At 45.8% G+C, this 22,744-nt stretch carries 21 protein-coding genes; 13 read left to right on the top strand and 8 right to left on the bottom strand.

The window, feature by feature from the left end:
- Nucleotides 1-74 precede the first annotated feature (74 nt).
- Both B2U56_RS08240 and B2U56_RS08235 read right to left on the bottom strand, forming a co-directional pair.
- On the bottom strand, nt 75-1,148 hold the full coding sequence (locus tag B2U56_RS08240) for a class I SAM-dependent rRNA methyltransferase (RefSeq protein WP_286953265.1): 1,074 nt from the start codon (nt 1,146-1,148) through the stop codon (nt 75-77).
- A 76-nt stretch (nt 1,149-1,224) separates the two neighbouring features.
- Nucleotides 1,225-1,950 carry a transglycosylase SLT domain-containing protein gene (locus tag B2U56_RS08235; protein WP_286953263.1) on the bottom strand — a complete coding sequence of 242 codons (726 nt, stop codon included), beginning with the start codon at nt 1,948-1,950 and terminating at the stop codon, nt 1,225-1,227.
- A gap of 317 nt (nt 1,951-2,267) precedes the next feature.
- Between B2U56_RS08235 and rsxC the strand changes: the two genes are divergently transcribed.
- The 6 genes from rsxC to B2U56_RS08205 are packed head-to-tail and all read left to right on the top strand — an operon-like array spanning nt 2,268 to nt 7,182.
- Nucleotides 2,268-3,590: an electron transport complex subunit RsxC gene (gene rsxC / locus B2U56_RS08230; protein ID WP_286953259.1), complete on the top strand. Its 1,323-nt coding sequence runs from the start codon at nt 2,268-2,270 to the stop codon at nt 3,588-3,590.
- 8 nt (nt 3,591-3,598) lie between these two features.
- The gene (locus tag B2U56_RS08225; protein ID WP_286953255.1) at nt 3,599-4,534 is read left to right on the top strand and encodes an RnfABCDGE type electron transport complex subunit D; all 936 of its coding nucleotides are present in this window, start codon (nt 3,599-3,601) and stop codon (nt 4,532-4,534) included.
- Nucleotides 4,535-4,536: 2 nt separating this feature from the next.
- Nucleotides 4,537-5,106, top strand: coding sequence for an RnfABCDGE type electron transport complex subunit G (locus B2U56_RS08220; RefSeq protein WP_213700369.1), 570 nt, complete (start codon nt 4,537-4,539; stop codon nt 5,104-5,106).
- On the top strand, nt 5,106-5,738 hold the full coding sequence (rsxE, locus tag B2U56_RS08215; RefSeq protein ID WP_013047522.1) for an electron transport complex subunit RsxE: 633 nt from the start codon (nt 5,106-5,108) through the stop codon (nt 5,736-5,738). Before B2U56_RS08220 ends, rsxE begins: the two co-directional genes overlap by 1 nt.
- Nucleotides 5,739-5,764: 26 nt before the next feature.
- A complete protein-coding gene (locus tag B2U56_RS08210) occupies nt 5,765-6,343 on the top strand; it encodes an electron transport complex protein RnfA (protein WP_013047523.1) in 579 nt (192 codons plus the stop codon).
- A gap of 14 nt (nt 6,344-6,357) precedes the next feature.
- On the top strand, nt 6,358-7,182 hold the full coding sequence (locus B2U56_RS08205; RefSeq protein WP_286953250.1) for an RnfABCDGE type electron transport complex subunit B: 825 nt from the start codon (nt 6,358-6,360) through the stop codon (nt 7,180-7,182).
- 27 nt (nt 7,183-7,209) lie between these two features.
- On the opposite strand, the gene B2U56_RS08200 is transcribed toward B2U56_RS08205, so the two are convergent.
- The 3 genes from B2U56_RS08200 to B2U56_RS08190 are packed head-to-tail and all read right to left on the bottom strand — an operon-like array spanning nt 7,210 to nt 9,148.
- Nucleotides 7,210-7,719 carry a Gx transporter family protein gene (locus tag B2U56_RS08200; RefSeq protein WP_286953247.1) on the bottom strand — a complete coding sequence of 170 codons (510 nt, stop codon included), beginning with the start codon at nt 7,717-7,719 and terminating at the stop codon, nt 7,210-7,212.
- Between the two features lie 15 nt (nt 7,720-7,734).
- A complete protein-coding gene (locus tag B2U56_RS08195; RefSeq protein ID WP_286953244.1) occupies nt 7,735-8,118 on the bottom strand; it encodes a NusG domain II-containing protein in 384 nt (127 codons plus the stop codon).
- A complete protein-coding gene (locus tag B2U56_RS08190) occupies nt 8,102-9,148 on the bottom strand; it encodes an FAD:protein FMN transferase (RefSeq protein ID WP_286953240.1) in 1,047 nt (348 codons plus the stop codon). Before B2U56_RS08190 ends, B2U56_RS08195 begins: the two co-directional genes overlap by 17 nt.
- A gap of 336 nt (nt 9,149-9,484) precedes the next feature.
- Between B2U56_RS08190 and B2U56_RS08185 the strand changes: the two genes are divergently transcribed.
- Nucleotides 9,485-10,843: an alanine/glycine:cation symporter family protein gene (locus B2U56_RS08185; protein WP_286953238.1), complete on the top strand. Its 1,359-nt coding sequence runs from the start codon at nt 9,485-9,487 to the stop codon at nt 10,841-10,843.
- Between the two features lie 96 nt (nt 10,844-10,939).
- Here B2U56_RS08185 and B2U56_RS08180 read toward each other — a convergent pair whose 3' ends face one another.
- Nucleotides 10,940-13,759 carry a UPF0182 family protein gene (locus B2U56_RS08180; protein WP_286953235.1) on the bottom strand — a complete coding sequence of 940 codons (2,820 nt, stop codon included), beginning with the start codon at nt 13,757-13,759 and terminating at the stop codon, nt 10,940-10,942.
- Between the two features lie 97 nt (nt 13,760-13,856).
- Between B2U56_RS08180 and tsaA the strand changes: the two genes are divergently transcribed.
- The 5 genes from tsaA (at nt 13,857) to B2U56_RS08155 (ending at nt 18,254) form a co-directional block, all read left to right on the top strand.
- A complete protein-coding gene (gene tsaA / locus B2U56_RS08175) occupies nt 13,857-14,351 on the top strand; it encodes a tRNA (N6-threonylcarbamoyladenosine(37)-N6)-methyltransferase TrmO (RefSeq protein WP_013047530.1) in 495 nt (164 codons plus the stop codon).
- A 131-nt stretch (nt 14,352-14,482) separates the two neighbouring features.
- A complete protein-coding gene (locus B2U56_RS08170) occupies nt 14,483-14,863 on the top strand; it encodes a RidA family protein (RefSeq protein ID WP_013047531.1) in 381 nt (126 codons plus the stop codon).
- 70 nt (nt 14,864-14,933) lie between these two features.
- Nucleotides 14,934-16,322 carry a class II fumarate hydratase gene (gene fumC / locus B2U56_RS08165; protein ID WP_286953231.1) on the top strand — a complete coding sequence of 463 codons (1,389 nt, stop codon included), beginning with the start codon at nt 14,934-14,936 and terminating at the stop codon, nt 16,320-16,322.
- Nucleotides 16,323-16,348: 26 nt separating this feature from the next.
- Nucleotides 16,349-17,665 carry a serine dehydratase subunit alpha family protein gene (locus B2U56_RS08160; RefSeq protein ID WP_286953228.1) on the top strand — a complete coding sequence of 439 codons (1,317 nt, stop codon included), beginning with the start codon at nt 16,349-16,351 and terminating at the stop codon, nt 17,663-17,665.
- A 4-nt stretch (nt 17,666-17,669) separates the two neighbouring features.
- Nucleotides 17,670-18,254 (top strand): DUF1847 domain-containing protein, encoded by a 585-nt coding sequence (locus B2U56_RS08155; protein ID WP_286953225.1) that lies wholly within the window; start codon nt 17,670-17,672, stop codon nt 18,252-18,254.
- Nucleotides 18,255-18,326: 72 nt separating this feature from the next.
- Here B2U56_RS08155 and B2U56_RS08150 read toward each other — a convergent pair whose 3' ends face one another.
- A complete protein-coding gene (locus tag B2U56_RS08150) occupies nt 18,327-19,508 on the bottom strand; it encodes a MalY/PatB family protein (protein WP_286953222.1) in 1,182 nt (393 codons plus the stop codon).
- Nucleotides 19,509-19,713: 205 nt separating this feature from the next.
- Here B2U56_RS08150 and B2U56_RS08145 point away from each other — a divergent pair, with 205 nt between their 5' ends.
- Complete coding sequence (locus tag B2U56_RS08145) at nt 19,714-22,290, top strand: adenosylcobalamin-dependent ribonucleoside-diphosphate reductase (protein ID WP_286953220.1); 2,577 nt, start codon at nt 19,714-19,716, stop codon at nt 22,288-22,290.
- A 55-nt stretch (nt 22,291-22,345) separates the two neighbouring features.
- Here B2U56_RS08145 and B2U56_RS08140 read toward each other — a convergent pair whose 3' ends face one another.
- On the bottom strand, nt 22,346-22,657 hold the full coding sequence (locus B2U56_RS08140; RefSeq protein WP_286953218.1) for a hypothetical protein: 312 nt from the start codon (nt 22,655-22,657) through the stop codon (nt 22,346-22,348).
- Nucleotides 22,658-22,744: the final 87 nt, after the last annotated feature.

Raw genomic sequence — 22,744 nt, 5'->3', positions numbered from 1 at the left:
CGGAATCTCAAGGGCAATAGGGTGGTCTTCAGGCTGGTATCCTTCCCGCACTATACGGAAAGCCTGTCTTCTATCTATGGCGCGGCATCTCTTAACACTTCGATAAGCATCTGTCTGCTGAAAGCATGGCTGCAGCAGAGATAAAGAAGCACTCCCTCAGGGCGAAGAAGGCGATAAGCGCGAAGAGCCAACTCCTTATAGCCTCGACGGGCAGATTCTATCTGGGCCTTGCCGGGCGAAAAGGGTGGGGGATCCATAATAATGATGTCGTAAAGTTTTTTCTCCCCCTCTAGTCGACGCAGCTCATCGAAGGCGTTACCATGACGAAGGTCGACATCTTTGGAGGAAAGGCCATTCATCTGTAGGTTCTCTCTATACACTGCAAGGGCTTCTTCCGATTGTTCCACAGCTGTGACAGATCGTGCTCCCCAATGAAGAGCATGAAGGCCAAAATGTCCCTGGAAGCAGAAACAGTCTAACACATCCGCTTCGGAAGAAATATTCTTAAAAAGAAAAGGAAGATTTCGCACATCAAGATAAAGGCCTGTTTTCTGTCCCGCTAGAGGGTAGACCCGCTCCTTTATTTCTCCAAAGGAAATATCGATACAGTTTTGTGGGGGAAGCTTCCCCCATAGAAGGCGAATTTCTCTGGGAATGCCCTCCTGCTCAAGATAGCGGACATCATTTCGCAAAACAACCCCCTCAAGGGGAAGAAGGGCTAGAAGAGAATCTACTACCATGCTGCGATGTTTGTACCAGCCTGCAGACAGCAATTGCACACTGGCTATAGGTCCATATATGTCTACGATCAATCCTGGTAGTCCATCAGATTCACTATGAACCAAACGAAAGGCCTCAGCTTTGCTGAGCCACCGTTTACGAAAAGCGAGGCTTTTTTCTAGGCGAAAAGCGAGAAGTCTTTGAATGTCAGGTTTTTGAGAGCCGAAAGTAAGCACCCGTGTACAAAGAGAGCCAGCACTCCAAAATCCCCACCCTTCAATTCTTCCTCGATTGTTGTGAAGAGACACAAGATCCCCTGGTTCTGCCAGGGGTGATGAAGCCAGATGCCCCTTAAAGATCCAGGGATGTTTCTTGTTCAAGCGCTCAAGGCCGGTCTTGTTTACAATAGCGCCCTTTATCTTGTTCATAGGATTTTTCACCATCTTTAATGGGGACCCACGAAGCAGGGTCCCCACATAATCTTTATTACCCGTTACTAAATTATTATAGATGATTTTTAGGGCGATATCGTTGAAGCTTCGATAAGTTTTTGGAAACCCTTCCCCAATAGACCGATGCCGAACCGCCATAGTAGCGGCCCAGGGCCTTTTCGGGAGAGCCGTAGGCTCTGAGATACCTTGAAATAAGCAGGCATCCCGCAGCAATTCCCTTGTCGGCAGTATAAAGCTCTTTTTCACTATGGATACCGTTAGCCCGCAGCAAGTTTTCGTGTATCCTCCACGTTACTTGCATAACGCCAGCGGCTCCGTAAGAACTTCTTGCGTCAGGGTTAAAGTGACTTTCCGTGTTTGCTACAGCTACTACCAGATCAAGGGGTGCTCCGTATTTAGTGGAGTACCTCATAAAGGCAGCGGCTTCTTGTGCAGCTACATCTCTCGGAATGGCCGGATTTTGTTTCTGTATAAAATGTGTCAGCATGCTCATGGTTTTTATGGAATCCTGAATGGTATGAGAAAGGGAAATAAATGGGGTTGAATGTTTAGACAGGACTTCTGAAAAATGGTTGGTCACAAATCGACCTATCTGATAAAAAGATGCGGCGGCGGGTTCTGAAACCCAATCGTGAAGCTGAATTTTTTGGGACTGTATTGTCTCCTTTCTATTGCGGGGCATAAAACGTATATAACGATTTCCTGCAGTAAAGGCTATCAGCCCGGCCATGGAGAGCAGTAAAACAGTGAGGACCATCTTTTGAATGCTTTTCCTCAATCTGTTTCCCTCCTTTCAGAGTTCGGAAAATTAAAAGCCCTTCATGTTTTGGCATGAAAGGCAATAAGAGATTATATCCATCAAGAGGAGATGTGCAAGTTTTGTAGCTCCTTGTTAATTTGCTACAAATCATGTTATTGAAAACGTTCTTTTTTTAAAATACTGCGATTAGTCTGAAAAAATGACGCAAAGCGTGTAGAATAAAGAGAAAAAAAGAACTAATTATGAAAGCATGAAGTATGTAGTATAATTTATACATAAATATTTCGCGTTGTCATTATCATTAATCTGATGTTTATAGGAGGCAAAAGGTTGCAATGAAGCTTTTAACTTTTAGAGGAGGGGCCCACCCTCCAGACAATAAACATTGGACATCCGAAAAACCTGTTGAAGACTTATTGCCCATGGGCGATCTCGTTTATCCTATGGGTCAGCATATTGGGGCGCCCTGTAAGCCTATAGTTGAAAAAGGGGAACGGGTTCTTGTCGGGCAAAAAATAGGTGAACCCCAGGGGCCGGTTTCAGCTGCCGTATATTCAAGTGTTTCTGGTACGGTAAAGAATATCGCTGAATTGCCAACTCCTCCTGGCATGGATGTCATGTCAGTCGTAATTGAAAATGATGGTCTCTATGAAGAGGCGGAGCCTCTTATGTCCCGATCATTTGAGGATCTTGCTCCTGATGAGCTTCGAGCCATTATAAAGGATGCAGGGATTGTCGGTATGGGTGGTGCATGTTTCCCCGCCCATATAAAATTGACGCCTCCCGCAGATAGGCCCATAGACCACGTTATTATAAACGGCGCAGAGTGTGAGCCCTATCTTACTTCCGACTATCGCATGATGCTTGAGGAGCCAGATAAGATAGCGGAAGGCGCCCGCATCCTTCTACAAATATTCCCCCAGGCCCATCTGCATATGGCTATTGAAGATAACAAGCCGGAGGCCATAAAAAAAATGACAGAAGCATTTAAAGGAATAGACAGGGCTTCTGTGGATGTTTTGGAGACTAAATATCCTCAAGGCGGCGAAAAACAGTTGATTTTTGCCGTTGCAGGGAGGGAAGTGCCCTCGGGCAAACTCCCTGCCGATGCCGGCTGCGTTGTAACTAATACCTATACTGTTTATGAGATTCGCAACGCTGTTGTGACCGGGCGAACGTCCCTTTCCCGGATAGTTACTGTTTCAGGAGACGCAGTTGCCACCCCCAAAAACCTGAGGGTCCGTCTGGGAACATGCTTCAGAGAGGTCATAGAGGCAGCGGGCGGTTTTGTTACGCCTCCTATCAAAGTGCTGGCTGGAGGCCCTATGATGGGAATGTCTATCAATAGTCTTGATGTGCCGGTGGTTAAGGGAACGTCGGGGATCATCGCTCTTTCAGAAAAGGCGGCTCCATTGAATGAAGAATACTCTTGCATCCGGTGCGGCCGATGTGTTGAGGCCTGTCCCATGGGACTTCTTCCCTTTAAGCTGAATGCTCTCTCTCTGAAGAGCGATTACATGGGTTTTAAGAATAATGGCGGAATGAACTGCATCGAATGTGGCTCCTGCTCCTTTATGTGCCCTTCCAAAAGGCATCTGGTGCAATCTTGCCGAGAGGCAAAGCGATCTGTCATAGCAGCCATGAAGAGAAAGGGGTAACGTGAAGGATGACTGAAAAAAAACTTGTAGTTGCATCATCTCCCCATTTTCGGGCCCATGCTACTGTGCAGACAATAATGGGCGATGTTCTTATTGCCCTTGCTCCAGCATTGGCAGCGGCATTGTATTTTTTTGGATTTAAGGCTTTTACGGTTATAGCTGTTTGTGTTCTTGCCAGTGTTGTTTCAGAAGCCGCATGGCAAAAACTAATGGGGCATCCCCAAACAATTAAAGATTTAAGCGCCGTGGTAACAGGGCTTCTTCTAGCCTTTAACCTCCCCCCCACAGTTCCTCTTTGGCTTGCCGCTTTCGGGAGCATATTTGCCATTATTGTGGTGAAGCACTTTTTTGGGGGGATTGGACAAAATATAGTTAACCCCGCCCTTGCTGCCCGTGCGATGCTTTTAGCCTCGTGGCCGGTGGCGATGACGACCTGGGCCGTCGACGGAATGACAACGGCAACACCCCTCGCTTTGTTAAAAGAGGGGACTGCTGCAATCCTTCCGACCCTTAGCGATGTTTTTATAGGCCATGTGGGGGGATGTTTAGGAGAGACCTCGGTATTGGCCCTTTTGCTTGGCGGCGCCTATCTTCTCTGGCGAAAGGTGATCAGTTGGCACATCCCTGTTATATATATTTCCACTGTCTTTGTCCTTACAGCGCTATTGGGACGGGAAGGCTGGATGACGGGAAATCCACTTTATGAGATCTTTCTTGGAGGGTTGATGGTGGGAGCCTTTTTTATGGCTACCGATTACACCACCTCTCCAATGACAAAAAAGGGGCAAGTCATATTTGCTTCGGGTTGCGGTATTCTAACAACCCTTATTAGGTTATACGGGGGATACGCAGAAGGCGTTTCATATTCGATTCTCATAATGAACCTTTTTGTTCCCCTCATTGACAGGGTAACTGTTCCACGGATTTTTGGAGAGGTGAGATAAAAGTGAAGAACATATGCAAACTAGGAGTTATTCTTTTTATAATAACAGCTTCCGCAGGGTTTCTTCTTGGAGGAATCCATGGAGTTACGGAAGAGCCCATTGCCCGCCTTCTTGAAAAGGAAAAACTTGACGCCATGAGATCCACTCTCCCTACAGCGGAAGAATTTAAGCGAATCAGCCCGATCATTTCTGCTCAAAGCATAATTCACGAAGTGAACGCTGGCTACAGCAATGGGAAAATCGTAGGCTACAACATAAAGATCTCTCCCAAAGGATATGGGGGAGTGATTGACATGATGGTGGGCGTTTCCATAGACGGCACCCTTCGAGGGATTCAGATTCTCTCTCATGCTGAAACTCCGGGATTAGGTGCGGAAGCGGGAAAACCAGCCTTCTCAAACCAGTTCGTGGATCGACAGAGCGAGGGGATAGCCTTGGTGAAGGGAAAACCTTCTAAAGACAATGAAATACAGGCGCTGACAGGAGCTACTATCACGTCAAAGGCTGTGACTGATGGTGTAAATGAGGCCTTGGCCTTTTTCCGATCCAGTCTAAAGGGGGAAGGGGCATAATGGGAATGGTTTTAGAGAGGCTCAAAAACGGAATAATAAAGAACAATCCCATCTTTGTGCAAGTTATTGGAATGTGCCCAACCCTTGCTGTAACAACGAGTGCAGAAAATGGCCTTGCAATGGGTCTTGCAGCCACGGTCGTTCTCATGGGGTCCAATATGGCTATCTCAGCTTTAAAGCGATTTATCCCTGACGAAGTGAGAATTCCGGCATTCATTATTATTATTGCTACCTTTGTGACCCTCATTCAATTTTTTATGCAAGCATTCCTTCCAGGGCTGAATAAAGCTCTAGGGATATTTATTCCACTTATAGTGGTTAACTGCATTATTTTGGGCCGGGCAGAAGCCCATGCATCAAAAAATAGTGTAGTGTCCTCTCTTTTTGATGCCATTGGCATGGGCCTTGGCTTTACATTAGCCTTGGTTGTTCTCGGTTCCATCCGCGAACTTTTAGGTTCTGGATCTCTATTTGGGGCCCAGCTCCTTCCAGCAGGGTACAGCCCAGCCCTTATTATGATTCTTGCGCCAGGTGGTTTTTTAACCCTCGGGATACTTATGGCCCTTATAAACTACATAAACACGAGAAGAAAAAAAGAGAACAAGAGAATAAGCCATTTCGCTGATGCGTAAAGTTTAGTTGTAAAGGGGAAATTCAGATGAGCTTCTTTGCCATATTTATTGATGCTTTTTTAGTTCATAATATTGTTCTTTCAAGGTTTTTAGGAATTTGTGCCTTCCTTGGCGTTTCTAACAGCGTGGCAACAGCCGTGGGAATGGGGCTCGCTGTTGTATTTGTTACGACGTTTTCCTCCCTCATGACATGGATCGTATATAATCTTATCCTTGTACCTTTGGGTATTACCTATCTCTATACATTGGCCTTTATTCTCGTTATCGCGGCTCTTGTCCAGTTTGTGGAGATGGTGGTTCGAAAAAAGTGGGAATCTCTTTACTGGGCTCTTGGCATTTACCTGCCTCTCATCACGACGAATTGCGCTGTATTGGGTGTAGCGGTTATCAATATGAATGAAGGATACACCTTGCTCCAGGCCATAGCCCATTCCCTTGGCGCCTCCCTCGGTTTTTTGCTTGCTATTGTTTTAATGTCAGGCTTGCGAGAGCGGTTTCAGGACAATACGAATATGCCCAAAGCATTGCGTGGCTTGCCCATAAGTCTTGTCACTGCAGCTTTAATGTCCATAGCATTTTTAGGCTTTAACGGATTGTTTTCCTAGGAAGGAGGCGCAGAATGATAAATTCTCTTATTTACCCCGCGCTAAGTCTTGGGGGATTAGGATTGTTTTTTGGGTTATTGCTGGGGTTTTCAGCCAGAAAGTTTGCGGTACAGGTTGATCCTAGAATTGCTCGGATCAAAGATGCTCTGCCGGGAGGAAACTGTGGAGGGTGTGGGTATGCGGGTTGTGACGCCTATGCTTCAGCTGTTGTTTCCGGGCAGGCGGCCCCTAATAAATGTACGGCAGGGGGGGCCGAAACAGCTGAGAAAATTGCAGCCATCCTCGGTGTTGATGCTGGAAGTTTTGTTCAAAAAGTTGCCTTTGTAAAATGTGCCGGTTCCAGGGCCAAAGCGAAAGAGATATCTCTTTACGAAGGGGTGCTCGATTGCAGAAAGGCCACTGTAGTGCCGGGAGGCGGGACTAAAGCGTGTAAAAACGGATGTCTGGGATTTGGAAGCTGTGTTACCGCCTGTGCTTTTGATGCAATATCAGTGGAAGACGGGGTTGCCATAGTGGACGAAAGCCTTTGTACCGGTTGCGGAGCCTGTGTAGCGGCCTGTCCCCGTGACGTGATTACTCTTATCCCCGCCGATCAAGCAATGCGGGTGCTGTGTAATTCTACCAAGAAGGGAGCAGGTGTAAAGAACATCTGCGCAGTGGGATGTATCGGATGCGGACTCTGCGCGAAGCTATGTCCTTCCCAGGCCATCACGATGAAAGATAATTTGCCTGTCATAAATCCGGACCTTTGCACGAGATGTAAAATCTGTGCCATGAAGTGCCCCGCGCGGGCCATTGTCATTGTTGAGGATGAAAAAGAAAAACAGCTGGCAGGCTAGAGTGAGATCAAAAAGTTCCGGGGAACGTTAGAGAATCCCCGGAACTTTTTTTATGCGGCTGCTGAGAAGTGAAGCCAAAAAACCTGTACCGTATCCCGTAATAACGCCTGATACAAGAAGTACGGGCAGGTAGAGGAAGACATAGAGATTTTGAATTATAAGTACGATGACAATAAGCTGTCCAATGTTGTGGCTTATAGCTCCAGCAATGCTTATATAGGGCAGCGTAACCGATTCTTTAAAGCGCCTATGAAGTTCTATCATAAAGAGGCAGCTTAAAAGCCCTCCGGTAAAGCTGCAGAGGAAAGAAATAGCATTCCCTGTGAAAAAGGCCCCTAGCCCAACGCGAAGGAGCGTCACCATAAGGGCTTCTTTCCATCCGTACAGGTCCAGGGCCATAAGGGTGATAATATTGGCCAGTCCCAGCTTGATGCCGGGAAAAACCATGGGGATCTGGGCTTCTGCCACATGGATGGTAAGAGCTAGCCCTACGAGAAGCCCTATGACGATCATGGCCTTTAACTTCGCTCTTAGCATAGAGACTCCTTCTTTCTAGTGAGATAGTGCATCAGGTCCCTCGCCAGCGGGACCGATGATGGTTATAGAGAGCTTATAGGGCAGGCAAACTGCCGTTTCCCCAGGCCTTGATAGCCAGCCTGTCTTTACACACTGCTGATGAGGACAGGTAGCTTCAAGAAAACGAATTCTTCCAGGCTCAATTCTGATGACACTCTGTTCTTCACCCCTGAGGATGACCCAGTCTTCAGAGGCGAGAATATCCTTAAGGGAGATCTCCCGCAATTTCTCGCCGTTTTGCTCTACAATTGCCACAGGTTCATTTTTGTTAAGGTGGCTTCTATAGAGCAAATTCCCGGCAGAGCTTAAAACTAGAAGAAATAGCACGGCGGTCAGAATAATTTTATTTCCCTTTTTCATAGGTATATTCCTTGTTGGTCAGTTTAAAAAAATTATCCATTCCAGCAGTGCCGTAAATCTTTTTTTCTTTCGTCACCACAAGGGCTTCCACTCCTTCAATGGAGCTCGCAAGCTTCAATCCCTCTTCTTTTCCCAGAACAAAAAGGGCAGTGGAAAGAGCATCGCCGTCGATCGATCGATCTGAAAGAATAGTAACGCTTAAAAGGCCCGATTCAGCAGGATATCCTGTGGCTGGATCAAAGATATGGTGATAACGCTTTCCATCTTTTTCAAAAAAACGTTCGTAATTACCAGATGTTACCACCGATTTATTTGAAACTCTAAGAACCCCCAGATATTGCCCCCTGGGCTCTAGCGGGTTCTGAACCCCTACGTTCCAGAGAGTGCTGTCTGGTTTGGTCCCAAGGACGAAAATATTTCCTCCTAAATCGACCAAAGCACTTTTTATACCTTTTCTTTTTAGAATAGCAACAACTTCATCTGCTGCATACCCCTTGGCGATTCCTCCCAAATCAAGATGTTGACCTGAACGGGGAAGACGAATACTCATATTTTTTCTATCTAGTTGAACCTCTTCATAGCCAATAAGCGAAACAGCGTTGGCTATCTCCTCTTCTGAAGGAAGACGTTCTTCTGGTGTTCCTATTCTCCAGAGATTAACTAATCCCCCAATAGTTGGCTCAAAGGTTCCAGAACTTTTATAGGCATAGTCAATGGCCTTTTCGACAACATAGAACGTATCTTCGTGAACAGGTACAAATGAAGAGCCAGAGGACACATTAACCTTGTAAATATCTGAGTTAGGATCGTGTGTCGACATATGAACTTCGATATCGTGAATGCGTGACAAGGCTTTTTCGAGAGCTTGGTTTGCTTCTTTGCCCCAAATCTGAAAGTGGAGAATGGTACCTAGAGCGTAGCTTGTTTGTTCCAAAGGATGAGACCTTTTAACCGACTTCACGAAAAAGATTGCAAGAAAAAATATTATGCCAAGAATGACTGCCAAAAAAACTTTTTTCAAAATCCGCACCTCTATTGTCTCTGAATTCTTGTGCTCTTTATTGTACGTGGATTGGAAGAATATGGCTACTTAATAACAAAAAAACTCTAAAAGCCCTCTGCCGCTTCTTCTATGAAGCAAGACTTTTGCAACCACTTTCCAAAAGAAACTTAACGATCAGAGTGTTGTTACTGGTTTTATTGCAAATATTAATTATTCCATTTTATATATAATTATATATAAACAAATATATTTTTATATTTAAACTTTTTCTATTTACTTTGACTTTGTTATCAAAATAACATATTCTATATTTAGAAGTTGTTTGCATTCTTTATACAATATATGCATAGGGAGGTATTTGCCGTGGAAGTAATTGACGTTATAAGAAGTGTTAATAATGTTCTGTGGGGTTACGTTCTTATTTTCCTTCTTTGCGGAACTGGTATTTATTTTACTTTTCGCCTTAATTTTGTTCAGATACGCAAGTTTGGAGTTGTCTGCAAAAATGCTTTTGGCGGTATAACCCTTTTCGGAGAAAAAGCCGGAAAAGAGGGAATGTCATCTTTTCAATCTTTGGCTACAGCTATAGCTGCACAAGTTGGAACTGGAAACCTTGCCGGAGCTGCTACGGCCATTGCTTCCGGGGGGCCGGGAGCAATATTCTGGATGTGGATCAGCGCCTTCTTTGGTATGAGCACCATTTTCTCTGAGGCCGTACTTGCTCAAACATATAAAGAGAAAGACATTGACGGTCAGATCGTTGGAGGCCCTGCCTATTATATTAGTCGAGGTTTCGGAAGCAAGGGATTAGCTGTTTTCTTCGCTATCGCAATTATTATTGCTCTTGGTTTTATAGGAAACATGGTTCAGTCAAACTCTATAAGCGATGCTTTCCAGACAGCATTTAATCTTCCCGCTCTCTATGTCGGAATTGCTCTTGCAATCTTGGCTGGGCTCATTTTCTTTGGCGGCATCAGCCGCATCGCTTCTTTTACAGAGAAGGCCGTTCCTATTATGGCTCTTATGTATCTTATCGGCGGGGGTGTTGTCCTCGCAATGAATGTTGATGCTATTCTACCGGCCATAAAGATGATTTTTTACGGAGCCTTTAATCCGAAAGCCGCTACGGGAGGAATTATCGGTGTTGGTGTAAAAGAAGCGGTTCGTTACGGTGTTGCGCGTGGGCTCTTTTCCAATGAAGCTGGTATGGGATCCACTCCTCATGCTCACGCTGTTGCTAAAGTAAAACACCCTGCACAACAGGGATTAGTTGCCATTATGGGAGTGTTTATCGATACATTCATCGTTCTTAACATAACAGCTTTTGTCATTCTTACAACAGGTGTTCTTGACGGTAAGACAACGGGAATAGCTTTAACTCAGGCTGGTTTTACTCAAGCCCTCGGAGGATTTGGAAATATCTTTGTAGCTATTTGCCTGCTTTTCTTTGCCTTCTCAACTATTATCGGTTGGTACTTTTTCGGAGAAGCGAATATCCGCTACTTATTTGGAATCAAGGGATTAACTCCTTATCGAATTCTCGTTATGATTTTCATCGTTATCGGATCAACTATGAAAGTAGATCTTGTCTGGGAGCTTGCTGATACCTTTAACGGCTTGATGGTTATCCCCAACCTTATTGCCGTCCTTGGTTTGGCTAAAGTTGTATCGAAAGCTCTCGATGACTATGACAACGATGGAATGCTGAAGAGTAGCAAGTAGAACCAATTAGATTCACTTTCCCACAGACATTCTATTTTGGACACTCCACCAAAAAACGGGACGGTTTTTAAACCGCCCCGTTCCTCATTAATTACGTTATTGAATTGCATTTCCTAATTGCTGAAGAAGGGATTCCAGCTGTTTCATCATTTCGCCGTATCTGTTCCAATTTCCTTCTTTTAGAGCCTTTTGTGCCTGTTCCCACGTATGCTGGGCCTGTTGAACCAGCTCTTTTATAGCCCCATCATAAAGAAGAGGCTTTTCCTCCCCAGCTTCTTCTTTTTCTTTTGCTGGCAGGGGAGGTTTTGTTGAAGTTTTCCCTTCTCTCTTCCCAAGAAGCTTTTCGAGGGCTTCATCAAGACGTTCCCCCCATTCCACCCTGCCTCCTGTGGAAACAATAACCCTCTTAAGTTCCGGAAGGTCGCTGTTTTCAGCTCTCAAATAGAGAGGCTGGACGTAAAGAACGGCGTCTTCAATGGGGATGACCATAATATTGCCCTTAATCACATCAGAACCTCTCTGGCTCCACAGAGAGAGCTGAGAAGATATCTCTGGATGCTGGTTCGTGAGAGCCTCAACCTGGGCAGGGCCATAAATCAGCTTTTGCTTGGGGAAGGTATAGACAAGGAGCTCTCCATATTTTTCACCGTCACATCGTCCTGCCATCCAGGCAATCATATTGTCTCGTCCCACGGGCATAAAAGGCGCAATGAGCGCGAACTCTGCCGGTTGCCCATCTCCCAGTTTCATAATCATATAGTGAGCTGCAAGAGGTTCAGTGCCGTCGCTACCTCTGTAGGTTTGCCACACGTCTTCTTTATTATAGAAGGTGTTGGGATCGAGCATATGGTATGTTTTAAGAGTTTCACTCTGGATAGAGAACATATCCTTGGGGTAACGGATATGCTCTCTTAAGTTCTTCGGCATTTCCTCAATAGAGCTAAAGAGGGAGGGAAAAATCTGTTTCCATGTTTTGATAAGAGGATCATTTTCATTGACGATGTAAAAACGCATAGTTCCGTCATAGGCGTCAACTGTGGCTTTTACGCTGTTGCGAATGTAATTAATTTTAAAATAGCCCCTTCTATCTCCCATAGATATAGAAATAGGTTCTGAGTAGGGATAGCGGTCTGTCGTGGTATAGGCATCCTGCATCCAGACAAGGCGGCCGTCATGGATCACCAGATAGGGATCAGAATCATAGATAAGGAATGGGGCTACTCGGCGAAGCCGCTGTTGCACATTCCGATAGAAAAGTATTCTGCTTTCAGGGGTGAAGACGGAGGTGAACAGAATTTTGGAATCGCCATATCTCATGGCAAAAAGCATTCGCCTGAAAAAGGATCCGATAGAAACTCCGCCGGCGCCTTCGTAGGTAGTACGGACATTGGATGTCCCCATGGGATAGTCGAACTCTTTTTCTGTGGTTTTTACAAATATATAGGAGTCAGGCTTTTCTCCAAAATAAATCTGAGGTTGGCTGAGATCCACTGGGATATGCACCCGTGGAGGCAAGTTCTCAACCCAGAGTATGGGAAGGCCGCTAGGGCTGACTTCATTTACAGGGTTCATGACAATGCCATATCCGTGGGTGAATTCCACGTGCTGGTTTACCCAAGTAGGGTTCTGCAGACTCTTAAGATCAAGTTCCCTGGCTGCTATCATGACCTGCCTGTACTCTTCATCGAAGCGATATCTATCAATATCAACGTCAATAAAGTCGTAGTATGAGCGAATTTCCTGCAGCTGTTTAAAACTTCTAAGAAGGGGGCGGGAATCCCATAAGCGGACATTCTGCATGGATTCCTTGTTTTGCTCCAGCTTATCCCATGTTGCTTCTGACTCAGGAAGAATAGAAACGTTCTTTAGCTTATCGAGTCCGTAAGCATGGAGGGTCGCTTCAATATTATATTCAATGAAAGGGCGCTCCTTGTCAAATTCATTAGGTTCTACAACATATTTCTGGATAACCTCAGGATAAATGCCGCGTAAAAGGACAGAAGCAACCACCAGCATCCCAATGGTAGCGGCAGAAAACTTCCACGTACTCCTATAAATTCCCATCACAAGAAGTACGGCAACAAGAATTGTAAGACCCGTCATAACGTTAAGGGCCAGAAGATCGGCATGCATATCTGTATAGCTGGCGCCAAAGCCTACCCCTCTTGGAGAGTACAGAAGGTTAAATCGTTCAAGCCAAAATCCGGTCCCCCAAAGAAGGGCAAGGGCTGCGACAAGTAAAGAGAGGTGTTTGAATACTGATTGGGGCACCGTTTGCCTGTTCCCCGCAAAAAGAGGAACTATCACAAAGGCGTAGAGTGCGCCTGATCCAATAAGGCTTAGAATAAGAATGCCCATTCCCCACTCCTGCATGAAAGACCAGAATGGCAAATGATAGATATAGAAGGCAACATTTTTGCCAAAAATAGGATCAGAGATCTCAAAGGGATTGCTGTGAAGAAATCGCAGAATCATATCCCAGTGTTTCTGTGTGGAGAATCCGTTCATCAAAGCTAAAATGCCGGCTCCTATAAAAACAGCGGAAGAGGTAAGTGTTTTAGGAAAATTGCCGAAAGGCGAATCTTCGGGGAGAAGCTTCAATGTATTACGCCTGGCAATACGGAAGTTTAAAAAAAGCAGCGCAAAAGAAACAACAGTTGCCACCGCAAATAAAATCCACTTTGGCACAAGCATGGTCCAAAAAACAGCTGTCTGCTCCAGGGCTTCAAACCAGAGATAATCGGTATAGAAGTGACCCAGGGAGGGAATAGCCAAAAAGACGATAACCACACATGCGGCCAGAAGCCAGATAAATTTCTTTCCTCCGGGAAAGACTGGAAATTTTACCTTGCGGCGAGGTGTTGCTTCTTCATTGTTAAACCATTCATCTTCAGAAAACGGATTATATTTAGTCATAACTCTATTCTAACGAACTTTTGACTTCCGTCAAAAAGGTTTTTTACAGAACAGATAGGATATAATAAATTAAATCAAAAGATACTGGAGGGAGTGTATGATGGTGGAGGAATTCAGACTCCAAAGTATTGGTGTCATCCGGTCGCCATTTCGTCAGAGAAAAGGAATGCCCATTCAGCCTGCGGGAGCCCGGGGCATTAGGGGCACCGTTGAAGTGCTGCCTAAATATGAGAAAGGACTGCAGGATCTCGAGGGGTTCTCTCACATCTATCTACTGTATTGGTTTCATCTTTCTGAAGGGTACGACCTTACAGTAAAACCTTTTATGGATTCGGAATATCGTGGGATATTTGCCACCAGAGCACCTAGAAGGCCCAACCAGATAGGGCTTTCTATCGTTCGCCTTGTATCGATAAAAGGAAACACCCTGTATATTGAAGATATAGATATTCTTGATGGGACACCTCTTCTCGATATAAAACCCTTTGTACCGGAATTTGATATTTTCAATAGAACTTTTCGCTCTGGCTGGCTTGAAAAACAGGCTGTAAAGGCAGAAGAAGTTAAATCAGACGAGCGTTTTAGCGGTTAGCACAAGGTTTTTATAGACAGGAAAGCTAAATTTTTCACTTTTGATCAAGACATTGAACATATCTTCTGTATTTTTTATAATTAGGGGGCCATAGCGTGGAATTTGCATATGGAAAGGATGGTAAAAAAATAATGAAAAAGATCATTGCGTCACCGGATGCGCCCAAAGCAGTTGGTCCATACTCACAAGCTGTCATGGTTGGTGGCTTTCTTTTTGCCTCAGGACAGCTTCCCGTTGATCCAGCAACCGGCAAGATGGTAGAAGGAGACATCCAGACACAGTTTCATCAGCTCATGAAAAATGTTACAGCGGTATTGAAAGAAGCGGGACTTACCTTTGACGACGTGGTAAAAACAACCATTTTCCTGACTGATATGGGTAACTTTGCCGCCGTCAATGCGGTCTATGCTGAATATTTTAAAGGCGATAAGCCAGCCCGTTCTTGTGTCCAAGTAGCTGCTTTACCTCTTGGCGGAGAAGTGGAAATGGAACTTATTGCCTGTCAGAAGTAGAGAGAAAAGAAAGATGTGATGTAATGGGGGCATCTTTTTTGATGGCCCCATTTTTTATGGAGGAAAAGGTATGGATTTTAGAATTGAACGGGATTCTCTGGGAGAAGTAAAGGTCCCCCAAGAGAAACTCTGGGGGGCCCAAACTCAGAGAAGCCTTGAAAACTTCAGAATAGGCACAGAAAAAATGCCTCATGATGTAATTCGCGCCTTTTTTATTTTGAAGCGTGCAGCAGCAGAAGTAAACAGAGTGCTTGGACAAATTGACGAAAAATGTGCCCAGGCCATTATAAAAGCTGCCGATGAAGCACTTTCTGGTACCCTTGATGAACATTTCCCTTTGGTGGTCTGGCAAACAGGAAGCGGCACACAATCAAATATGAATGTGAATGAAGTGTTAGCCCATCGCGCCAGTGAACTGAGCGGTAAAGATTTTGCTGTTCACCCTAACGACCATGTAAACAGATCTCAAAGTTCCAATGATACCTTCCCTACAGCTATGCATATTGCTGCAGTTCTTGCGTTGGAAGAACACGTTTTGCCGGCATTGAATACCCTCCGAAATACTCTTCAGGGCAAAGCCGAAGCCTTTAAACATATTGTGAAAATTGGGCGAACCCACTTGCAGGATGCCACTCCCCTTACCTTGGGGCAGGAGATGAGCGGCTGGGTACGAATGCTAGAGCGATGTGACGAAATGATTCGAAGCGGGGCAGAAAAGCTAAAGGATCTTGCCCTCGGAGGAACAGCTGTAGGAACGGGCCTTAATAGCCATCCAGATTTTGCCCACCTTGTTGCTAAAGAAATAAGCCGGCTCACGGAAAAAACATTTCGAACGGCCCCTAACAAGTTTCATTCCCTGACCAGCAAAGACGAATTTGTTTTTGCTCACGGGGCCCTTAAGGCGCTGGCAGTCGACATGATGAAAATAGCAAATGATGTTCGCTGGCTTGCATCTGGCCCTCGCTGTGGGCTAGGTGAGATTGCCATCCCCGCAAATGAACCTGGCAGTTCAATTATGCCAGGTAAAGTGAATCCTACCCAATGTGAGGCTGTGACCATGGTGGCCGTCCAGGTTATGGGAAATGACACTGCTGTTGGCATAGCTGCCAGCCAGGGTAATTTCGAACTGAACGTCTTTATGCCTGTTCTTATTTACAATTTTCTCCAGTCATGCCGATTGCTGGCTGATGCCATGATTTCTTTTGAAGAACACTGTGTGCGAGGAATAGAGCCTCAACTAAAAAGAATTAAATGGAATGTAGAAAACTCACTTATGCTCGTAACGGCATTGACCCCTCATTTAGGTTACGATAAGGCTGCAGAAATAGCTAAAAAGGCTTATGTAGAAGAAATGTCTCTCAAAGAAGCAGCTCTCGCTTTGGGATATCTGTCAGAAAAAGATTTTGAAGATTGGATTCAACCAGAAGAAATGGTTAAGCCAAAAAATAAACAAAAATAGATACTCAAATTAAAGGAGGAAGTAAAATGTTTACAGTTAAGGAGTTTTTACGCTCTGAAGTAAAACCAGCGCTAGGGTGTACCGAGCCCGGAGCGGTGGCACTGGCTGTCGCCCGGGCGCGTGAAGAGGCTGGCTGCGAGTGTTTAAGAGATGTAGAGGTAACGGTTAGCAGCAGCATCTACAAAAACGGAATAGCAGTGGGTATTCCAGGAACAAATGGACTGAAGGGCAATGTTATTGCAGCGGCCCTGGCAGCCATTTGCGGCAATGCAGAGTATGGACTTGAAGTATTGCGAGATTGTTCAGATGAAGCAGTATTGAAAGCGAAGGAGCTCGTAGAGCAAGGCAAAGTGAAGGTTGTAGCCGACATGAACAAGAATGGTGTTTATGTCAGAGCAGTTGTAACCACAGAAAATCACCAATCAGAGTGCGTTATCAAGGGAAGCCACACGAATATTGTTAACGTAGCCCTCGATGGCAAATCTCAATATACACTTCAGGGAAATTCCCAGAACACACAGAAAAGTGAAGAAAAAAGCATTCCCGATCAAATCAAAGCCATGACCTATGGCGAACTCGTGCGCCTTATTGAAGATTTAGACGAAGAAGACGTGGATTACGTTATGGAAGGCGTACGCATGAATATGGAGATTGCCGGACTAGGGCTTGACCCAACAAGAAAACTAGGGCTCGGAGTAGGAAAAACCATGATGAAACTTGCTGGAGATGGCACAGACCTCCGTACCCTTGGAGATAAAGTAAAAGCTATTTCTGCAGCAGCTGCGGATGCCAGAATGTCGGGGGCCTCTTTTCCCGTTATGAGCAGCGCAGGCAGCGGTAACCATGGCATAACAGCCATCCTTCCCGTTTCTATTGTGGCAGACTATTATCAGAAGAGCAGAGAAGAAACAGCTAGGGCCATCGCCCTGAGCCACCTGACCACAAGCTTTATAAAAAGCCGCATGGGGCGACTCAGCCCAGTATGCGGATGCAGTGTGGCTGCGGGAGCTGGATCGGCTTCCGGCATAACCTTCCTTCTCTCCGGAGATCTTTGGAAAGCAGAGAAAGCCGCTGAAATCCTTGTCAGCAACCTTGTGGGCATGGTCTGCGACGGCGCCAAAGACACTTGCGCCCTTAAGGTGGGCACAGGAGCCTATGAGGCCTACTGTGCTGCCATGATCGTGCTTGAAGGGAACGAACTTGACGGCCCCCAAGGAGTAGTGGGCGAAACCATCGAAAAGACAGTTGAAAACGCAGCGGCGATAAATGTCGAAGGAATGACCGATGTCGATAGAATCATCATAGAGTTCGTTTCAAAGCGATATGCTAACGAGGAAGCATAGAATAATGCAGTGTCATAAGTGCAAAGAGCATCCCTGTAGAGAGGGAAACCCCTGTATTACTACAGACAGCCTTCCTTTATATGATGACCCCCTTGACAGGCGGCTCGTGACGGTTTCAGCTGAAGTAGAAGCTCTCTTTTATGGAGAGGCCTGTCGGGTAGATGAAACTCTGGAGTTTGCCCGTCGTTTAGGGTTTAAAAAGTTGGGGGTTGCCTTTTGTGTGGGTTTTTCAGAAGAAGCTGCACTCCTTGGAGATCTCATTGGCAAAGAGTTTGAAGTCCACACTGTCTGCTGTAAAGTTGGCGGAATGACAAAAGCAAGTCTTGATATGCCCCAACGCCCATGGCTGGGGAGTGTTTCATGTAACCCGGCAGAGCAGGCCAGAATATTGAACGAGGCAGGGTGTGAGTTCAATATTGTTCTTGGACTTTGTGTAGGGCACGACTCTATCTTTTATCGCCATTCCGAGGTACCGGTGACGACCCTTGTTGTGAAAGATAGAAAGCTTGGGCACAATCCTGTAGCTGCATTGTATTGCCCTTACATTCGCAAGAACCTAGGCAAACCGCTTAAAGAAAGAACAGAATAAGAAAAGCAGAAAAACAAGAAGAGCGGAGCTGTTCCTCAAAAGGAAGCTCCGCTCTTTAACTCATATGTCGTGTTATTTTTCTATGCAGGCCAAGGCTCTGGCGATGCGGTCCAGTCCTTCCTTTATGAGGGCCCGGGGCGTTGCTATATTGATGCGCATAAAGCCCTCTCCGCCTTTTCCAAACCATGCGCCATTATTCATGGCTACCCGCGCCTTATTGATCAGCAGATCGAAAAGGGCATCATTTGAAAGGCCAAGGCCTCGGCAATCAAGGAAGGGGACATAGGTAGCCTCTGGCCGAACCAGCTTTATGGAAGGAATATTTTCCTTCAAATAGTCTTCAATAAAATTTACGTTGCCTTCAAGATATTCGATAAGCTCCTCTAGCCACGGCTCTCCTTTGCGGTACGCTGTTTCCAGGGCAAAAGTTCCAAAGATATTCCCACCGTCGATGTGAAGAAAATCTAGAACAGCGGTGTAATTATCACGAATCCTCTTGTTGGGAATGATAATGGCTGATGTTGATAGCCCCGCAATATTGAAGGTCTTGCTGGGCGCGATACAGGTAATGGTTCTTGCGGCAAGTTCTGGTGAGAGAGACGCTATGGGAACATGGCGAAATCCGTTAAAAATAATGTCTGAATGGATCTCGTCCGAAACAATAAAGAGGTCGTGACGTTCGCAGATTTCGCCTAATCTTTTGAGTTCTTCCTCTGTCCATACCCGCCCAACAGGATTGTGAGGATTACAGAGAAAGAGCATCTTTACCGAAGAATCTATCTTTTTCTCAAGATCGTCAAAATCCATTTCAAACCGGCCGTCACGAAATACCAGAGGGTTTTCTACAATTCGGCGCCCCCGTCCATTTACAGCGCTGTAAAAAGGAGGGTATACGGGGGGCTGAACCAGAATGCCGTCTCCAGGCTGGGTAAAGGCAAGAACAGACATAGAAAGGGCCGGCACAACGCCAGGAGCGTGACGGATCCAGTCAGCTTCTACCTTCCAGCCATGTCTTTTGCCAACCCACTGGACTATTGAATCGAAATAACTATCCGTTCTGCCGGTATAGCCGAAAATACCGTGGTCCACCCGCTCTTTCAGCACCTCTATCACTTCTGGAGGGGCTGTAAAATCCATATCAGCCACCCACATGGCAAGGAGGTCATCACGGCCAAACTTATCTTTTAAAAAATCCCATTTCTCACACGAGGTATGATGCCGATCGATAATTGCATCGAAATTATATTTCCCCACTGCTTTCACCTCCGCAGAATCTGTTGCTTTTTTTGATATAGCATTAATGATATCATGTTACACCCTGGGAGGAATAACGCTCCAGAATATGATTGAGCCTTCAGTCTCATGCCAAAAACCTATGGCGTGGTAAATTTATAAATAGTGTTTTGATTTTCAACAAACCCTATATATAGGGCAATAAAAAGAAGAGAGGTCGAGAGTAATGAAAAAAGAATTCAACCAGCGCTTTAACCACGAGATCGACCTGGATATTCTTGAGCACCCTGCGGAGCCCCGCTTGTCAGAAAATGCCACATGGCTTCTTGCTCAGCGTTATTTTATCCACCGTTACGACGAAGAAGAAGGGGGAGTACGACAAGAGCGTTCCTTTGAAGAATTTGCGCGCCGGGTGGCTCGTATTATAGCGAGTGCAGAAACCCTCTACCTCGATAAAAACGATGCAAAATCCCTTTTATGGCTTCAAACCCTTGAGAAGAATATTTTTAACGATATTCTCAACAGGCGGTTTCTTTTTAACTCTCCGTGCCTTTTTGGGGCCGGAGCGGGTATGACTACTGATCCCAAGCTGTCGACCCTTGTCTATAAGTCTCCAGATCACATGACCTTTGAAGAATACGAAACCCTGCTGGCCTCGAAAACAAAAAATCAGCAGCTTTTCGCATGTTTTGTTATTGATATTCCTGATAGCATCGAAGGCATTTTCGACTCCGTAAAAGATGCTAGCATTATTAGTAAATTCGGTGGTGGTGTTGGTGGAAATTTCGGATGGCTGAGAGAAAAAGGGGCGGGTATAAACGGGGGGACCGGGGGACAGGCCAGTGGCCCCATCTCCTTTATGGAAACCTGGAATACCATGGGGTCAGTGGTGGTACAGGGGGGGAAGCGCCGTGCCGCTCTCATGGGGATGCTCTTTGATAATCATCCGGATATTATGGATTTTATAGATGCGAAAATAGAAGAAAACAAACTTTCATATTTTAATATCTCAGTCTGTGTTTCAGATGCCCTGCTTAAGGCTGTTGAGGAAGAGGGTGATTTTCCACTAATATCGCGTATTAACGGCTCAGTGGCAAAAACTGTGAAAGCGAAAGACCTTTGGAACAAGCTTTCTGAAAGCGCCTGGAAACGGGGTGACCCCGGTGTATTCTTCATCGACCGTGCCAATGCAGACAACCTTCTCAAGCTTGATCCGGAGTGGCGCATAGAATCCACCAATCCCTGCGGGGAGCAGCCGCTGCCGAATTACACGAGCTGCAACCTGGGCTCTATTAATGTAGAAGCCTTCGTTACTTCTAAAGGCGGCCTTCCTGCTTTTGACACAGACGGCTTTGTGGATCAGGTCTACCGCTCAATTTATTACCTTGACCTCGTGATCGACGCCTGCTCATATCCCCTGCCTCGCATCGAAGAGCGAACGAAAAGGATTCGCCCTGTGGGGTTGGGTGTCATGGGGCTGGCAGATGCCGCCATTTTGTTGGGAATGCGCTACGGCGGAGAACGTTTTGACGAATACTGCACCTCTCTTGGTGAAAGCATGGCGGCAGCCGCTTTGTGCGCCACAGAAGAAATAGTTTCGGTTATAGGAAAAGCTCCCTTTGATGAAAGCCACCTGGTGAAAGACCTCTTCCATAAATTCAGAGATGAAACAGGCCAGAAAGAGCTCTTTACTGCCGAATGGCTTAAAAGTGCAGCCATTGAAGACATAATTCTCCTTGTCGCTCTTATGAGGGGAAGCGACACGGTTCCCTACACGTTAATAAATGCCATAGAAAGCATTGTGAACAATGAGAGTCTGGGAAGTGAGGAAGAACGTCTCGCAAAAGTAAAAGATGTTCTGAAAGCCCTGGAATCAGGTCAGATAAGAAATAGCCGCCGGCTCAGCATTGCCCCCACAGGCTCAATTTCAATGCTTATGGATACAAGCTCGGGAATTGAACCCAACTTTGCCTGGACATGGACCCGGCGTATTATTAAAAAGGATGGGGAAGGGCATGAGCTGCGAGAATTCTGCCACAAGCTGCTCAGCGAAGAGCTGCACCAGGAACTGAAGCAGACAGGTTGTATCTCTGACCCAACCTATGTCACTGCCTATGACATATCCACAGATGAACATGTTGCCGTTACAGGCATTTTTTCACGCTATATCGACAGCGGCATCAGCAAAACAGTGAACTTGCCCTATTCCGCAGATGTTGAAGATGTGCAAAAAGTGTATGAAATGTGTTACAAGCTGGGAACCAAGGGAATCACCATCTACCGTGACGGATCCAGATCTGCCCAGCCCATAGAGGTGAAGAAAAAAGAAGAGGGAGTTCCCCACACAAGCAAGGTTAAACGGCGCCCGGGTCTTGTGGTGTTCGGAAAAACGATCAAGCAAAAAACGCCGTGGGGAAGCATGTACGTAACCCTCAACTTTGATGGCACTGAACCTTTTGAGGTCTTTGCCTCCATCGGAAAGAGCGGCTCTGAGCTCAACGCCATGACAGAAGCCCTTTCAAGAGCTATCTCTATCGGATTGCGAAGTGGCGGCAAGCTCGAAGACTTCATTGCAACACTGAAGGGCCTATCAGGAAAAGAGTACTGGGTATTCGACTACGACGACACCCACGTTGCCCGCTCTATTCCAGACGCTATTGCCATGCTGCTAGAAAAACTTATAGAAAAAGAAGAGAGGCCAACAGAAAAACATGACCTGCGCTGCCCTGAATGCGGCAGCCCCATGGAAATGATCTCAGGGTGTGCCTACTGCTTCAGCTGCGGCTACTCGCCGTGTAAGTAGGGGGATGAAGTTAAGCGGGAATCAATTGGATAGTTATGATTCCCGCTTTGTCATTTTACTTTTTCTCTAAATCTCTATACATTTTTAATAAACGGGCATCAATATCACTTTCTCCGCTTACTATTATTTCTTCAGCCAGCTCTGGCGCGTCATTAAAAATTATAGTATCTTTATCAACATAGGCCTTAAAAATAGTACCGGGATTAATCGAGATGTTATCTCCCCTGAAAAGTCCAGAAAGCACGGAAACAAAGAGAAAACCCACTATAGCGGCCCCTTCGCTCCCGGTGGCAGTTTGTGAAAGGGTCGCCCGAAGGGGAACCTGAACCCCATTAAAAGCTTCAACAAAGTCAATTTTAAAGTCCAACTTTCCTGGAGTTCCAAATAAGCCACTTTTTTTGATACAATCACTGTTCCATACGCAGAGGCGGCGTCCTCAATTAATACTGTTCCC

Source organism: Aminobacterium sp. UBA4987 (assembly GCF_002396985.1).
Classification (GTDB): Bacteria; Synergistota; Synergistia; order Synergistales; family Aminobacteriaceae; genus Aminobacterium; species Aminobacterium colombiense.
The sequence above is the reverse complement of the archived record's forward strand: the minus strand, read 5'-3'. Positions and strand labels throughout refer to the sequence as shown.

Bases quoted from the DNA above. Each gene is read 5' to 3' on its own strand.
- B2U56_RS08240 (WP_286953265.1), bottom strand. From the start codon at position 1,148: ATGAACAAGATAAAGGGCGCTATTGTAAACAAGACCGGCCTTGAGCGC.
- fumC (WP_286953231.1), top strand. From the start codon at position 14,934: ATGGATTTTAGAATTGAACGGGATTCTCTGGGAGAAGTAAAGGTCCCC.
- B2U56_RS08225 (WP_286953255.1), top strand. From the start codon at position 3,599: ATGACTGAAAAAAAACTTGTAGTTGCATCATCTCCCCATTTTCGGGCC.
- B2U56_RS08145 (WP_286953220.1), top strand. From the start codon at position 19,714: ATGAAAAAAGAATTCAACCAGCGCTTTAACCACGAGATCGACCTGGAT.
- B2U56_RS08170 (WP_013047531.1), top strand. From the start codon at position 14,483: ATGAAAAAGATCATTGCGTCACCGGATGCGCCCAAAGCAGTTGGTCCA.
- B2U56_RS08180 (WP_286953235.1), bottom strand. From the start codon at position 13,759: ATGACTAAATATAATCCGTTTTCTGAAGATGAATGGTTTAACAATGAA.
- rsxC (WP_286953259.1), top strand. From the start codon at position 2,268: ATGAAGCTTTTAACTTTTAGAGGAGGGGCCCACCCTCCAGACAATAAA.
- B2U56_RS08205 (WP_286953250.1), top strand. From the start codon at position 6,358: ATGATAAATTCTCTTATTTACCCCGCGCTAAGTCTTGGGGGATTAGGA.
- tsaA (WP_013047530.1), top strand. From the start codon at position 13,857: ATGATGGTGGAGGAATTCAGACTCCAAAGTATTGGTGTCATCCGGTCG.
- B2U56_RS08195 (WP_286953244.1), bottom strand. From the start codon at position 8,118: ATGAAAAAGGGAAATAAAATTATTCTGACCGCCGTGCTATTTCTTCTA.
- B2U56_RS08155 (WP_286953225.1), top strand. From the start codon at position 17,670: ATGCAGTGTCATAAGTGCAAAGAGCATCCCTGTAGAGAGGGAAACCCC.
- rsxE (WP_013047522.1), top strand. From the start codon at position 5,106: ATGGGAATGGTTTTAGAGAGGCTCAAAAACGGAATAATAAAGAACAAT.
- B2U56_RS08160 (WP_286953228.1), top strand. From the start codon at position 16,349: ATGTTTACAGTTAAGGAGTTTTTACGCTCTGAAGTAAAACCAGCGCTA.
- B2U56_RS08210 (WP_013047523.1), top strand. From the start codon at position 5,765: ATGAGCTTCTTTGCCATATTTATTGATGCTTTTTTAGTTCATAATATT.
- B2U56_RS08200 (WP_286953247.1), bottom strand. From the start codon at position 7,719: ATGCTAAGAGCGAAGTTAAAGGCCATGATCGTCATAGGGCTTCTCGTA.